The organism is Aeromonas sp. FDAARGOS 1415 (assembly GCF_019048365.1).
GTDB lineage: Bacteria > Pseudomonadota > Gammaproteobacteria > Enterobacterales > Aeromonadaceae > Aeromonas > Aeromonas taiwanensis.
The window spans coordinates 1,538,689-1,553,490 of the sequence record NZ_CP077363.1; the positions used below are offsets into that span (position 1 = coordinate 1,538,689).

Genomic DNA, 14,802 nt, shown 5'->3' on the forward strand with positions numbered 1-14,802 from the left:
CCAGTATAAGGAGTGGGGGTGGCATTTCAATGAATATTCCTTGAACGGACATATGGATAACGTATTCTGCACGCGCCCGATGCAGTCCACCCCCTGATCCCGAGGTTTATCGTGCTGATCCGTCACAAGCTGATACTGAATACCGTTCTGGTCGCCACGGCCATGCTGACCCTGAGCGGACTCTTCTTCTACGCCAGCAAGGAGAGCCGGCACATGATGGAGGCACAGCGCAGCGTCGATGGCCTCGAGTTGTCCATGTTGCAGTTGAGGCGGATAGAGCAGGACTTCCTGTTGCACAAGGATCCGGCTGTCACCGAGCGGTTCAACGCCGTGCTGGCGGAGATCCACAGGCTCGACAGGGCGCTGGGGGAGGATGACAACCTCGGTGCTGCCCGTGCCGAACTGGCCGGGCTGGATGGTCAGGTCAGCGCCTATGGCAAGGCCTTCAACGAACTGGTCACCCAGCAGAAGAAGATTGGTCTGGGGCCGGAGGACGGCCTCTATGGCAGGCTGCGGGCGGCGGTGCACAGGGTGGAGGAGGCCCTCAAGGCGCAGGATCAGCAGGGCTTGCTGATCACCATGCTGCAGCTGAGGCGGGCGGAGAAGGACTTCATGCTGCGCACCGACATCCAGTATCTGGATCGCTTCCAGACCCTGCACAAGGATTTCCAGCAGGGGCTGAGCGCGTTGCCTGAGGAGCAGCGCGCCGAGCTGGAGCAGGCCAGCGAACAGTATCGCCAGGACTTCGTGGCCCTGGTGCAGGGGATGCAGCAGCTGGGGCTGAGCGAGGAGGCCGGCCTGCGCGGCCAGATGCGCGCCCAGGTGCAACAGGCCGAGCAGACCCTCGGCAGGGTGGGTCAGCAGATAGAGAGTGAACTGGCCAGCCAGACCAAGGGCTTCAACCGCCTGATGCTGGCTTGCGGCGCTCTGATCATCCTGGTCATCGGCTTCATGAGCGTGCTCCTGGGGCGCAGCATCGACAGGCCCATCGCGCGGGTCAATGACACGGTCAACCGCATCCGCCAGGACAACGATCTGCGCCTGCGCATCGCCCTGCGGGGGGATGACGAGATGGCGCAGCTGGCGGGCAATCTGGACGTGATGCTGGATGGCTTCCGCCACCTGATCGGGGACGTGAAACAGAGCGCACACACTCTGACCGGGGCGGCGGAGCACCTCGCAGGCAACGTGCACCGCACCAGCGAGGGGACTCAGCGCCAGCTGCTGGAGACGGATCAGGTGGCGACGGCTTCCACCATCGAGGAGATCGCCCGCAGCACGGAGCAGGCGGCGAACGATGCCGCGGCTACCAACCACAAGGCCAGCGAGGGACGCGGTGCGGTCGAGCAGACCATCCACCAGATCCACACCCTGGCAACCCAGCTGGAGCAGGCCTCAGGCGAAGTGAGCCAGCTGCAGCGGGAGAGCGAGACCATAGGCTCGGTACTGGAGGTGATCCGGGGGATCGCGGATCAGACCAATCTGCTGGCGCTCAACGCGGCCATCGAGGCGGCGCGGGCGGGGGAGCAGGGCCGTGGCTTCGCGGTGGTGGCGGACGAGGTGCGCAACCTCGCCATCCGCACCCAGCAGTCGACCCAGGAGATCGCCGTCATCATCGGCTCGCTGCAGCAGCAGACCGGCCATATAGTGACGAGGATGGCGGATTGCCGGGAGCAGGGTGGCCAGAGCGTGCAGCAGGCGACCCTGGCGGGGGAGCTGCTCGGCCAGATCACCCAGGATGTCACCCGCATCATGGACATGAGCACCCAGATCGCCGCCGCCATCGAGCAGCAGAGCCTGGTGGCCGGCGAGGTGAACCGCAACGTCAGCAATATCCGCGACATCGCGGGGGAGTCGAGCCAGATGGCGGAGGAGAATGCCCGCGCCAGCCAGGGATTGAGCGAACAGGCCAGGGTGCTGAACAGGGCGGTGGAGCAGTACCGGGTGTGACCCCGTCACTTGCATAACGCCAGCTGCATGAAAAAGGGAGCCATAGTGGCTCCCTTTTTCATGGGCGATGGGCGAGTGTCAGAGCAGGAACAGGGTCGCCAGCCCCAGGAAGATGAAGAAGCCGCCAGTGTCGGTGATGGCGGTGATCATCACGCTGGCCCCCACCGCCGGGTCGCGTCCCAGCCGGCTCATGGTCATGGGGATGATGACCCCCATCAGGGCCGCCACCAGCAGGTTGAGGATCATGGCGAGGGTCATCACGCCCCCCAGCGCCGCATCCTGATAAAGCAGGAAGGTGGCGATGCCCATGATGCCGCCCCACACCAGGCCGTTGATCAGGGCCACCCCCAGTTCGCGCCACAGCAGGAAGGAGACGTTGCCGGTCTGGATGTGCTGCAGCGCCAGCGCCCGCACTATCATGGTGATGGTCTGGTTGCCGGTGTTGCCACCGATGCCGGCGACGATGGGCATCAGGGCGGCCAGCGCCACCAGCTGGGAGATGGTGTGCTCGAACAGGCCGATCACCCGCGACGCCACGAAGGCGGTGCAGAGGTTGATGGCGAGCCAGGCCCAGCGGGTCTTGACCGCCTTGGCGACCGGCGCGAACACGTCCTCCTCCTGGCTGATCCCCCCCATGCGGCGCAGATCGGTGTCGCTCTCCTCATAGACCAGGTCCACCACCTCGGCGACGGTAAGCCGGCCCATCAGCTTGCCCTTGGCATCCACCACGGCGGCGGAGACGAGATCGTCCCGCTCGAAGGTGCGGGCCGCCGCCTCGTCGTTGTCCTCCGGGTCGAAGGTGACGGGATCCTGCTCCATCACGTCGCTCACCCGGGTTTCCGGCTTGTGCAGCAGCACGGTTGTGAGCGGCAGCTCCCCCTGCAGCCGGTTGCGCCTGTCGGTGACGAACAGCTTGTCCGTGTTGTCCGGGATCTGGCCGCGCAGGCGCAGGTAGCGCTGCACGGTGGCGAGGCTGACATCGGGCCGCACCGTGATGAGCTCGAAGTCCATCATGGCGCCGACCGTGTGCTTGCCATAGCGGATCACCTCCCGCACCCGCTCCCTGTCCATGGGGGCCATGGAGGTGAGCAGCCGCCCCATCAGGTTGCGGGGCAGGTATTGCCCCAGGTAGATCTGATCGTCGATGTCGAGGGTGCTCAGGGCGTGCAGCAGCGCCTTGTCGCTCATGCCGCTGATGAGGCTGTCCCACACGGTTTCCGACGCCTCGACCAGCACCTGGCCACGCCTGTCCGGATCGACCAGCGCCCACAGGGCGTGACGCTCGTCCGGTGGCAGCGACTCGACGGCGTCGGCGATGTCGGCCGCCGGCAGGCGGTTGACCATGGTGGCGATCTCGTCGGCCCGCTCGCGCAGCACCGCATCGAGCGGTGTCTCGGCGTCGCGCAGGCTGTCGGTGAGGTCGTCGTCGGCCAGCAGCAGGGCCAGGATGCGGTAACGATCCTGTTCGCGCTGCTTGGCTCCATTGCGGGTAGAGAGGGACATAGAAGCGGTTTCCTGGTGACGGATCGGGTCGGAAATGGTCACTAGGATACCAGAATGGAGCCGGCGGCGGATGACAGAAAGAAGAGGAAGGCGCCCCCAGGGGGCGCCTCGGGGTCAGTCTGGCAGACCAGGCTCGCTCTGCGATCGTGCCCGGCGTCCGCCTGCTGGCCGAGGCGCTGGACAAGGAGATAGGCCGAAGCGGCCTGACGGTGTAAAAAAAGCGCCTCGATGAGGCGCTTCTCGTGTCAGGCGCTGGCCTGCATTGAGGTGGGGCTGGTGCCGAACCAGGCGAGCTGATCGGCCAGGGTCACCACCGAGCCCACCATGATGAGCGCCGGGCTCTCCACCCCGACCGCCAGCTCGGGCAACTGGTCCAGGGTGCCGCGAATGACCCGCTGGCTCGGCTGGGTGCCACGCTCGATGAGCGCCACCGGGGTGTCGACCCCCTTGCCGTGGGCCAGCAGCTGCTCGCGGATTACCCCGCAGGATGAAAGCCCCATATAGAACACCAGCGTTTGCCGATCTTTGGCCAGCAATGGCCAGTCGAGATCCTGGGCACCCCCCTTGCCGTGGGCGGTGACGAAGCGCACGCTCTGGGCGTGATCCCGGTGGGTCAGGGGAATGCCGGCGTAGGCGGCGCAGCCGCTGGCCGCCGTGATCCCCGGCACCACCTGAAAGCCAATGCCAGTACCAACGAGCGTCTCCAGCTCCTCGCCGCCACGGCCGAAGATGAAGGGATCGCCCCCCTTCAGCCGCACTACCCGCTGGCCCTTCTTCGCCTCGTCCAGCAAGAGCTGGTTGATCCCCTCCTGGGGCACGCAGTGGTTGCCCGCCTGTTTGCCGACGAAGATGCGCTTGGCATCCCGGCGCACCAGCGCCATCACCTCGTCGGAGACCAGGCGGTCATAGACCACCACATCCGCCTGCTGCATCTGGCGCAGGGCGTGCAGGGTGAGCAGACCCGGATCCCCGGGGCCGGCACCGACCAGCACCACCTCGCCGTGAGCCTTGCTCTCCTCGGCAAACAGGGTATCGGCCAGCTGGTGGGCCGAGGCGTGATCGCCCCGCGCCAGCGCCTGACCGAGGCGATCGGCCCCCAGCAGCCGCTCCCAGAAGCGGCGCCGCTCTCCCATGGTGGCAAAGCGCGCCTTGACCCTATCCCGCAGGCTGCCGGCAAAGGTCGCCACGGCGCCCAGGTGCTGGGGCAGCATGGCTTCGAGTTTCTCCCGCAGCAGCCGGGCCAGCACCGGCGCCTTGCCGCCGGAGGAGATGGCCACCATCAGGGGCGATCGATCGATGATGGATGGCATGATGAAGCTGGAGCGCTTGGGATCATCCACCACGTTGGCAAAGATCCGCGCCTGATTGGCGCTCTGGTAGACCAGGGCGTTCACCTCACGCCGATCGGTGGCGGCCACCACCAGCCACTTGCCCGCCAGTTGCTGCGGCGCGAAGTCGCCGGCCAGCCACTCGATGCTCCCGTTGGCAGCCAGTTCCGCCAGCTCGGGGTCGAGCTCGGGGGCGACCACGGTGAGGAGGGCGCCGGCATCCAGCAGCAGGCGTGCCTTGCGCTCCGCTACCTCGCCGCCGCCGACCAGCAGCACGGGTTTGTTGTCGAGTTGGCAAAAGATGGGCAAGTAGTCCATGGGGCCTCCTGATCAGGCGGTTTGGGTCTGGCTGGCGGTGTTGGTGGCGTCGGTCACCGCGACAGGGCGTTCAGCCTTGGGGGTGGCATACCAGTAGCCCAGACCCATGAAGAGGACGCCGGAGACGGTGTTGCCCAGGGTCACCCACAGCAGGTTGTGGCCGATGCCGCCCAGGGTGTAGGCCTCGGAGTGGGCGCCGAACCAGGAGAGGGCGAACAGAGTCATGTTGGCGATGGAGTGCTCGTAGCCGGAGGCGATGAAGGCCAGCAGGCACCACCAGATGGCGATGAAGCGGGCGGCTCCTTCGGTGCGCAGCGCCATCCAGATGGCGAGGCAGACCAGCCAGTTGCAGAGGATCCCTTTCATGAACAGGGTCAGGGCCGGTGCCTGGGTCTTGGCCAGCGCCACCTTGTGGGCCAGACTGCCCGCATCCGGCAGCAGGCTGCCGCCGTAGGAGTAGATGAGCGCCACGACGATGGAGCCGAGCAGGTTGCCCGCCCAGGTCTGCGGCAGGATGCGCAGCAGGTCACCCATGGTGATCTTGCCGCTCTTCACCCCGAAGGTGAGGAACATGGTGTGGCCGGTGTAGAGCTCGGAGCCGGCGATGACAACTAAGGTGAGGGCTATGCCGAAGGTGGCTCCCATCACCAGTGGACGGACGGTGGGATCCACCAGGTTGCCGAGGGTGAAAATGAGGATGATGCCCAGGCCCACATAGGCCCCCGCCATGGCGGAGCTGAGCCAGAAGCCGAGCTTGTCGCTGCGCTCGAAGCGGTTGATGCGGGCCGCGTTGGCGGCGCACTTGTTGATGGTTTCTGTATACATCGTTGTTTCCTTCAAGAGGGCCGCCCGCGGGCAGCCCTGATATGCATGGTGTTAGACGGCGACCCAGACCTGCTGGTCGCGCACTTCAACGGAATAGCTCTGCACCGACATGGCCGGGTTATCGAAGCAGTGGCCATCGCTCAGGCGAAAGCGCTGCTTCTTGAGGGGGCTGGCCACCCAGAGCTCGCCGTCGTGTTCGCAGAGGATGCCCCGCGACAGCACGTTGGCGGCGAAGAAGGGATCCCGGTTGTCGATGGCGAACACCTCGGCGGCCGCGTTCGGGCGGAACAGGGCGATCTGGCGCCCCTCGAGCAGGGCGCAGACACCGGTGCCCGGCAGGATGTCGTTGAGTTGGCAGGCTAATTTCATCATTTGGTCTCCACCTCGATCTGGTAGACGGGGATGCGCTCGGCCGGGGTCGCCGGTCGGTGCTGGTCACGCTCGGCAACGAACTGGACGTCCGGGTCGCGCTTGTCGCTGTTGATGAAGTGGCTGAAGCGCTGCAACGCCTGCTCTTCGTTGAGGGTGCGCGACCATTCGCACTCGTAGCTGTCGATGAGGGTCTGGATATCGCGCTCCAGCGTGTCGGCCAGCCCCAGTTTGTCGTCGACGATCACCTCGCGCAGGTAGTCGACGCCCCCTTCCAGATTGCCGAGCCAGACCGAGGTGCGCTGCAGTTTGTCGGCACTCATGACGTAGAACATCATAAAGCGGTCTATCAACCGGACTAACGTCTCGCGGTCAAGGTCAGACGCCAGCAGGTCGGCGTGGCGCGGCTTCATGCCGCCGTTGCCGCCCACGTAGAGGTTCCAGCCCGCGTCGGTGGCGATGATGCCGACGTCCTTGCCCTGGGCTTCCGCACACTCACGGGTACAGCCTGAGACACCGAACTTCATCTTGTGCGGGGTGCGAATACCCTTGTAGCGGTTCTCGAGGAAGACCCCGAGGCCGACGCTGTCCTGCACGCCGAAGCGGCACCAGGTGCTGCCGACGCAGGTCTTGGCCATGCGCAGCGCCTTGGCGTAGGCCTGACCGGTCTCGAAGCCCGCCGCCAGCAGCTTGCGCCAGATGGCGGGCAGATCATCCTTCTGGGCCCCGAACAGGCCGATGCGCTGGGCGCCGGTGATCTTGGTGTAGAGCTTGTAGTCGCGGGCCACTTCGGCCACCGCCAGCAGCCCTTCCGGGGTCACCTCGCCACCGGCCATGCGCGGGATGACGGAGTAGCTGCCGTCCTTTTGCATGTTGCCGAGGAAGATGTCGTTGGTGTCCTGCAGCGGGGTGTTGAGCGGGCTCAGCACATAGTCGTTCCAGCAGGAGGCGAGGATGGAGCCGACGGTCGGCTTGCACACCTCGCAGCCATGACCCTGACCGTGCCTGGCCAGCAGCTCGTCGAAGCTCTTGATCCCCTCCACCTTGACCAGGTGGAACAGCTCCTGACGGGAGTGGGGAAAGTGGGCGCAGAGGTGGTTGTTGACCTCGATGCCCTGTTTCACCAGCTCGGCGTTGAGCACCTGGCTGATGAGGGGCACGCAGCCGCCGCAGCCGGTACCGGCCTTGGTGTGTTGCTTGATGGCGGCGAGCGTGGTGTGACCCTCGGCGACGGCCTGGGCGATGTCGCCCTTGGAGACGTCGAAGCAGGAGCAGATCTGGGCGCTTTCCGGCAGGGCATCCACCCCCAGGGTCGGTTTGGCACCGGCATAGGCAGGCAGGATCAGGGTGTCCGGGTGGCTCGGCAGGGGCAGGGCGTTGAGCATCATCTGCAGCAGGTTGCCGTAATCCTCCACGTCACCCACCAGCACGGCGCCGAGCAATCGGCTGTTGTCTTCGCTCACCACGATCTTCTTGTAGACGCCGGCCTGGTCGTCCTGGAACACATAGCTGTGGCTGCCCGGGGTGCGGCCGTGGGCATCACCGATGGAGCCGACAGAGACGCCGAGCAGCTTGAGCTTAGCGCTCATGTCCGCCCCTTCGAAACGGCTGTCGCCGCCCAGCAGGTGGTCGACGGTGATCTGGGCCATCTTGTAGCCCGGGGCCACCAGGCCGAAGAAGCGGCCCTGCCAGGCGGCGCACTCGCCGATGGCGTAGATGTCGGGGTCGGAGGTGAGGCAGTGATCGTCGATGACGATGCCGCCGCGCTCGGCGATGGCGAGATCGCCGTAGCGACCGAGGGTGTCTTGCGGGCGGATGCCGGTGGAGAAGACCACCACGTCCACTTCAAGCTGGCTGCCGTCGGCGAAGGCGAGGCGATGTTTCGCCTGTTCGCCGCCATGCATCAGGATCTCGCTGGTGCTCTTGCTGGTGTGCACCTGCACACCCATGGATTCGATCTTGCGGCGCAGCAGCTGGCCACCCTGGCCGTCGAGCTGCTCGGCCATCAGCACAGGGGCAAACTCCACCACGTGGGTCTCGAGACCCAATGCCTTGAGGGCACCGGCGGCTTCGAGGCCAAGCAGGCCGCCCCCGATCACCACGCCGCTCTTGCCGCTCTTGGCGGCGCTGCGGATGGCCTTCAGATCCTCGATGGTGCGATAGACGAAGCACTCGTGGTGCTGGCTGCCCTGGATGGGCGGCACCCAGGGGTAGGAGCCGGTGGCCAGCACCAGCTTGTCGTAACCGACCACAGTGCCCTTGTTGGAGTGCACCTCGCGGGCCGCTTTGTCGATTTTTTTCACCGCCTCGCCGAGCAGCAGACGGATGCCGTGCTTGTCGTAGAAGCCGGGTTTGACGAGGGAGAGATCTTCGCTGGTGTGGTGGGAGAAGTAGGAGGAGAGGTGGACGCGATCATAGGCGGGGCGGGGTTCTGCACCGAAGACGGTGATCTCGTATCGGCCCGGCTCGGCCCGCTCGATCAACTCTTCGATGAAGCGGTGCCCCACCATGCCGTTGCCTACAACGACCAGTCTGACTTTGCTCATGGTTGCCTCAAGTTTGGAGTAATAAAACATCAATCTGACGTTAGGCTATCCAGTTAGGGGAGGTGGGCAATTGATGTAAATCAAGTGTCTGTTTATATATCCCTTCAGGGGTAATTCTCGAAAATTCAAGCATATACATAAATGGGTATATTGAAGGCTCATTCAGGAACCCGATCAGGGCAGTCAGGGAAGGGGGAAAGGTGAGGAGGCGAGGTCTTATCTGCATGACGGAAAAGATGAAAATTGCCGTCATGGACCAGGAGACCCTGCATCGGGTCTCCTGGTGGAGCGCCGACACCGTCAGGCGATGTGGCGGCGGAACAGGGCAAGGGCGAGGGAGAGGCTGATGCCGCCGATGGCGATCAGGGGCCAGAGCAGGGGCCAGGCCGCCGACCAGCCGAGCCCCTTCAGGAAGACCCCCTTGAGCAGCACGATGAAGTGGGTCAGGGGGTCGATGGCGGCGAGCCACTGGAACACTTGCGGCATGTTCTCCACCGGCGAGACGTAGCCCGAGAGGATCACCGCCGGCACCATGAAGCAGAAGACCCCGAGAAACGCCTGCTGCTGGGTCGAACAGAGGGACGAGATGAAGAGCCCGATGCCGGCCAGCGCCAGACCGTAGCAGATCATGCCGGCCAGCAGCAGGGTCAGGCTGCCGGAAAACGGCACCGCGTAGACGAAGCGGGCCGCCAGCGCGACGATTGTGCCCTGCCCCACCGCTACCAGGATGCCGGGCACCGCCTTGCCCGCCATGATCCAGCCCGGGGTGAGGGGGGAGACCAGCAGCTGGTCGAAGGTACCCTCTTCCCGCTCGCGCGCCACCGACAGGGCGGTGACGATGAGGCAGCCGATGGTAGTGATGATGGCCACCAGGGAGGGGAGCACGTGCCAGCGAAACTCGATGTTGGGGTTGTAGAGGTGGCGCACCAGCAGCTCGGGGGCGCCGCGCCCCTCGCTTTGCCAGCGGGCGATCACCTGGCTGATGTAGCCCGCCGCCACCTGACCGCCGTTGGAGCGGCGCCCGTCGACGATAAGCTGCAGCGGTGCGCTCTCTCCCCGGGCCAGCCGGCGCGAGAAATCGGCGGGAATGACCAGCGCCAGCAGGGCCTGCTGCTCGGTGATGGCCGCCGTCACGCCGGCATCGCCTGCCACCGGCAGCACGGTCGTGAAGGCGGGCATATGGGTCAGGCGCTCCAGCAGCTCGCGGCTCTCGGCGCCCCCGTCCTGGTTGTAGACGGCCAGGGTGTTGCCGGTCACCTCCAGGGTGGCGGCGAACGGGAAGAGGGCGGTCTGCAGCAGCACCGGCATGATCAGCAGGAAGCGCCCCTGGGTGTTGCCCAGCAGGATCGAGAGCTCTTTTCGCACCAGCCACCAGAGTCGAGTCAGCATGGTTACTCCAGGGTTCGCCGCGTCTTGCGGGCGGTGAGGGCCAGCCAGAAGGCGGCCAGCAGCAACAGACAGAGGGCGTTGACCAGCAGGATCGAGATCACGTTGCCTGCCTGATAGAGGGTCTGCAGCGAACTCGCGAAGTAGCGGGCCGGAATGAGGTGGGTGATGGCCCGCAGCAGGGGCGGCATGCTGGCGATCTCGAACACGAAGCCCGAGAGCATCATGGCCGGCAGGAAGGCCGCCGTCAGGGCCGCCTGGGCGGCGTTGAACTGGCTGCGCATCACGGTGGAGAGAAACAGCCCGAGCCCCAGGGCGCTGCCGAGAAACAGGCTGGTGACCAGAAACAGGACGGCCAGGGAGCCGCGCCAGGGCACCCCCATCACAACCACCGAGAAGAGCAGGCAGATGAACATGGCGGCGATGCCGAGCCCGTAGTAGGGGATGAGCTTGGAGAGCAGCAGCTCGGCCTTGGTCACCGGGGTAGCGAGCAGGGCCTCCATGGTGCCGCGCTCCCACTCCCGGGCCACCACCAGGGAGGTGAGCAGGGCGCCGATGATGGTCATCACGACGGCAATAGAGCCCGGTACCAGGAAGTTGCGGCTCACCAGCGCGGGGTTGAACCAGGCGCGGGTGCGCAGCTCCACCGGCTGGCTCTGGGGCTTGCCCTCAGTGAGAAGCCAACCCTGCCAGATCCCCTGCACATAGTTGGTGACGAAGTTCGCCGTGTTGGGCTCGGAGCCGTCGGTGAGCAGGGCGATGCGCGGCGCGTTGCCCCCCTGTCCGGCCAGGGCGCGGGAGAAGCCCTCGTCGATCACCAAAAGCCCCCGGATCTCGCCGCGCTCCAGGCTCCCGAGCAGCGCCTCCTTGCTCGCGCCCCCGTGCACCTCCAGCGCGGTCGAGCCGCGCAGAGCCTGCTCGAAGCGGATCGCCGGCGCCCCGCCGTCGGCGCGCCACACCCCGAGGCGCAGGTGGTCCACGTCCAGGTTGATGGCGTACCCCATCACCACCAGCAGCACCACCGGCATGATGAAGGCGACCAGTATGCTGCTCGGGTCGCGCACGATCTGCAGCGACTCCTTGCGGCACAGGGCCAGCAGACGGCGGCGGCTGATGCTCATGCGTCCTCCTCGCTGGCCCGCTCGACCAGGGTGATAAAGGCCTCTTCCATGGTGGGTAAAGAGGTGGTGGGTAAGGCCATGGTGTGTGACGAATTGACGGGCATGGCCTGCGCCGCCTGTCCCTTGAGTTCGTCCGGGGTGCCGAGGGCCAGGAGCTTGCCTCGGTAGATGAGGGCGATACGGTCGCAATACTCCGCCTCGTCCATGAAGTGGGTGGTGACCAGCACGGTCACCCCGTGATCGGCCAGGGCGTTGATGTGGGACCAGAACTCGCGCCGGGTGACCGGGTCGACCCCAGATGTGGGCTCGTCGAGAAACAGCAGTGGCGGCGCGTGCAGCAGGGCGCAGGCGAGCGAGAGGCGCTGGCGCAGCCCGAGGGGCAGGGCTTCGGCCTGCTGACCGAGCCAGGGCCCGAGGGCGAAGGCCTCCACCATGGCGTCGATGCGCGCCTGCTGGGCGCGGCCGAACAGGCCGTAGATGCCGGCGAAGAACGACAGGTTCTGGGCCACGGTGAGCTGCTTGTAGAGGGAAAACTTCTGGGCCATGTAGCCGAGGTGCTGGCGCGCCGCCGACGGGCTGTGGGCGAGATCGATGCCGGTCACCAGGGCCTGGCCGCCGCTTGGGCGCAGCAGGCCGCACTCCATCTTGAAGGTGGTGGACTTGCCCGCCCCGTTGGGGCCGAGCAGGCCGAAGATCTCGCCCCGGCGCACCGCAAAGCTGACGTCGTCGGTGGCGGCAAAGTCCCCGAAGCGCTTGGTGAGGTGGCGCGCCTCGATCACCGCCTCGGGGGAGACCCCCTCCGGCAGCTCGGCCTCGGCCATGGTGGCGGCCAGGCTCGACTCCCCGCCAGGCCCGCCGCCGAGCAGATCGATGAAGGCATCCTCCAGCCGGGCCGGGGTCGGTGCGAAGGCTCCCTCGGAGAGCCCCAGCTCGCCGAGGGGAGGCGGTGCTGCATCGGGGCGCAGAAGCAGGCGCACCCGCTCCCCGGCCACGGCGCCGTCCATCACCGCCGGGTGGGCCAGGGCCCGGCGCAGCAGGGCGCGCCGCTCCCGCCCGTTCAGGTTGCCCGCCTCCAGCAGCCAGCAGCGGCTCGCCATGGCCCCCATCAGATCCGCCGGGGGGCCGCTGGTGCGCACCGCGCCCTCCGCCATCAGCAGCACGTGATCGCACAGCTCCGCCTCATCGAGATAGGCGGTGCTCCAGAGCACCGTCATGCCCCCCTGGGCGAGCTCGCGCACCATCTTCCACAGGGCGCGGCGGCTGATGGGATCGACTCCGACCCCGGGTTCGTCGAGCAGCAGCACCTCGGGCTGGCCGAGCAGGGCGCAGGCGAGCCCGAGTTTTTGTTTCATCCCCCCCGACAGCTTGCCCGCCGGGCGGGCGGTGAAGCGGGCGAGATCGGTGAAGGCGAGCAGCCGGGCAAACGTCGGGCTGCGCTCGGGCTCCACCACGCCGCGCAAGTCGGCGTAGAGGGTGAGGTTCTCCAGCACGCTGAGATCTTCATACAGGCCGAACTGCTGGGGCATGTAGCCGAGGCGCTGGCGCAAGGCATCGCCCTCCTGCACCGGATCGAGCCCGAGCACCCGGCTCTGCCCGGCCTCCGGCACCAGCAGGCCGGCGAGCAGGCGCAGCAGGGTGCTCTTGCCCGCCCCGTCCGGCCCCACCAGGCCCGTGATGCCGCCGCCCGGTATGGTGGCCGAGATGGCATCCAGCGCCACGCGCTCGCCAAAGCGCTTGGTCAGCCCGTCGAGCCGGATGGCGGCGCTCATGGGGCCAGCCTGACGGTGACCGGCATCCCCTGGCGCAGGGCCGGGTCCGGATCCTGCACCACGATGCGTAGCCGGTAGACCAGGTGGGTGCGCAGGTCCGGCGTTTCTACCGATTTGGGTGTGAACTCGGCACTGGGCGACACGAAGCCCACCACCCCCTGATAGGGCTGGTCCGGCCTTGAGTCGGTGGTGAGCTGCACCCTGGTGCCGCTCGGGAAGTGGCCGAGCCAGGGCTCCTCGACGTAGGCACGCACCCAGACCGGGGTGGTGAGTGACAGGTTGAAGGCGGTGGCGCCGGCCTGCACCATGCTGCCCGCCTCGACGGCGCGGGTGAGGATGATGCCGTCGCTCGGGGCGGTCAGGGTCGCGTCCGCCAGGGCCAGCTCGGCGCTGGCAAGCGTGGCCTTGGCCCCCTCCAGCTGGGCATCGGACTGGGCGATCTCCTCGGGACGGTAGCCGGTCTCGAGCTGGGCCAGCTGCTCGCGGGCGGCGCGCACCTGGGCCCGGGTCTGATCCCGCTGGGAGCGGGCTGTGTCGAGCTGACCGCGAGAGATGGCGCCGGTGGCGGCCAGGGCGCTCTGGCGGCGCCACTGCTTGTCGGCCTCGAGAGCCGCGGCCTCGGCGGCGCTGAGGGACGCCCGGGCGCGGTCCGTCTCCTCGCTGCGATACCCCTTGTGCATCAAGGCGTTAGCGGCGGTGAGCGCGGCCAGGTTGGCCCGCGCGCTGTCGCGGCTATGGATCAGCGGCGCCGGGTCGAGGCGAGCCAGCAACTGGCCGGCCTGCACCGCGTCCCCCTCGTCCACCAGCACCTCGCTGACCCGGCCGCCGACCCGAAACGCCAGGTTCACGTCGCGGATGTCGACGTTGCCGTAGAGGATGGAGCCGTCGGCGGGCCGCCCCTGCCACCAGAGATAGCCACCGATCAGGGCCAGTACGAGGGCCACAAGCGCGATGCGTTGCTTCATAGGGGTTCTCCTTGGGGACGGCGCAGGCCGCGCAGGGCCCAGACCAGCCGCTGCTGAGCGGCCTCGGGGTTGTCGATGTGGGCGAGGAAGGGGGCCGCCTGCTCGGGCAGCCAGCCGAGCTGGCGCCCGCCACCGGCGATCACCAGGGGCAGGCCGACCGCCCCCATGATGAAGATCATCAGCTGCACCGGGTTGCCCGCCACCAGCGAACCTTCGGCCTGGGCCCGCTGTACCTGCTCGAGCAGCAGCAGGGGGTGGCGGCGCGGCAGGCTGAGCAGGAAGCGCTGGGCGGCCCCTTCGCCCGCCAGGGCATCGCCAAACAGGTGGTTGATGAAGCCGCGCTGGCGCCCCACCAGGGCGATCAGCGCCTGCATGGTGGCCTCGAACTGGGTGAGGGCATCGGGGTAGGCGCCGCGGGCGGCCACCGCCTTGAGCTCATCAAAGAGGGGGGCGTACCAGAGCTCCACCAGCTCGTCGATGAAGGCGTCGCGGTTGCCGAAGTGGTAGACGAAGGAGCCGAGGTTTACCCCGGCGGCGGCCGCCAGCTCGCGCACCGTGAGGCCGCGCAGCCCCTTGTCGGTGGCGATGGCGAGGCCGGTATCGAGCAGTTTTTGCCGGGTCGGGTGCACGGTGTCATCCCCATGGTGTGCAAAGAACACACGAAGTTATACGTATGTATAAATCAAGTTCGATAATGAAGGAAGCACTTTTTTTGAGCAGGG

General features: G+C 66.9%; 11 protein-coding genes. 1 reads left to right on the plus strand and 10 read right to left on the minus strand.

The genetic code is table 11. The annotated features are described in order from the left end of the window. Positions 1-111: 111 nt before the first annotated feature. A complete protein-coding gene (locus tag I6L45_RS07340; RefSeq protein ID WP_216983838.1) occupies positions 112-1,950 on the plus strand; it encodes a methyl-accepting chemotaxis protein in 1,839 nt (612 codons plus the stop codon). 78 nt (positions 1,951-2,028) lie between these two features. Here I6L45_RS07340 and mgtE read toward each other — a convergent pair whose 3' ends face one another. The 10 genes from mgtE to I6L45_RS07390 form a co-directional block, all read right to left on the minus strand. After that, entirely contained in the window at positions 2,029-3,453 is a 1,425-nt protein-coding gene (gene mgtE, locus I6L45_RS07345; RefSeq protein WP_216983839.1) for a magnesium transporter, read from the minus strand. Between the two features lie 245 nt (positions 3,454-3,698). Continuing rightward, positions 3,699-5,099 (minus strand): siroheme synthase CysG, encoded by a 1,401-nt coding sequence (gene cysG / locus I6L45_RS07350; RefSeq protein WP_216983840.1) that lies wholly within the window; start codon positions 5,097-5,099, stop codon positions 3,699-3,701. A gap of 12 nt (positions 5,100-5,111) precedes the next feature. Beyond that, positions 5,112-5,924: a nitrite transporter NirC gene (gene nirC, locus I6L45_RS07355; RefSeq protein WP_216983841.1), complete on the minus strand. Its 813-nt coding sequence runs from the start codon at positions 5,922-5,924 to the stop codon at positions 5,112-5,114. Positions 5,925-5,975: 51 nt separating this feature from the next. Further along, complete coding sequence (gene nirD, locus I6L45_RS07360) at positions 5,976-6,293, minus strand: nitrite reductase small subunit NirD (protein WP_043170594.1); 318 nt, start codon at positions 6,291-6,293, stop codon at positions 5,976-5,978. Further along, entirely contained in the window at positions 6,293-8,839 is a 2,547-nt protein-coding gene (gene nirB, locus I6L45_RS07365; RefSeq protein ID WP_216983842.1) for a nitrite reductase large subunit NirB, read from the minus strand. Before nirB ends, nirD begins: the two co-directional genes overlap by 1 nt. Positions 8,840-9,139: 300 nt before the next feature. Next, a complete protein-coding gene (locus I6L45_RS07370; RefSeq protein ID WP_216983843.1) occupies positions 9,140-10,228 on the minus strand; it encodes an ABC transporter permease in 1,089 nt (362 codons plus the stop codon). A 2-nt stretch (positions 10,229-10,230) separates the two neighbouring features. Continuing rightward, a complete protein-coding gene (locus I6L45_RS07375; RefSeq protein ID WP_216983844.1) occupies positions 10,231-11,346 on the minus strand; it encodes an ABC transporter permease in 1,116 nt (371 codons plus the stop codon). Beyond that, complete coding sequence (locus I6L45_RS07380) at positions 11,343-13,115, minus strand: ATP-binding cassette domain-containing protein (protein WP_216983845.1); 1,773 nt, start codon at positions 13,113-13,115, stop codon at positions 11,343-11,345. The genes I6L45_RS07375 and I6L45_RS07380 overlap by 4 nt, the downstream gene beginning before the upstream one ends. Further along, on the minus strand, positions 13,112-14,080 hold the full coding sequence (gene hlyD / locus I6L45_RS07385) for a secretion protein HlyD (RefSeq protein ID WP_216983846.1): 969 nt from the start codon (positions 14,078-14,080) through the stop codon (positions 13,112-13,114). Before hlyD ends, I6L45_RS07380 begins: the two co-directional genes overlap by 4 nt. Then, entirely contained in the window at positions 14,077-14,709 is a 633-nt protein-coding gene (locus I6L45_RS07390) for a TetR/AcrR family transcriptional regulator (RefSeq protein WP_210550471.1), read from the minus strand. Before I6L45_RS07390 ends, hlyD begins: the two co-directional genes overlap by 4 nt. Between the last annotated feature and the right edge of the window lie 93 nt (positions 14,710-14,802).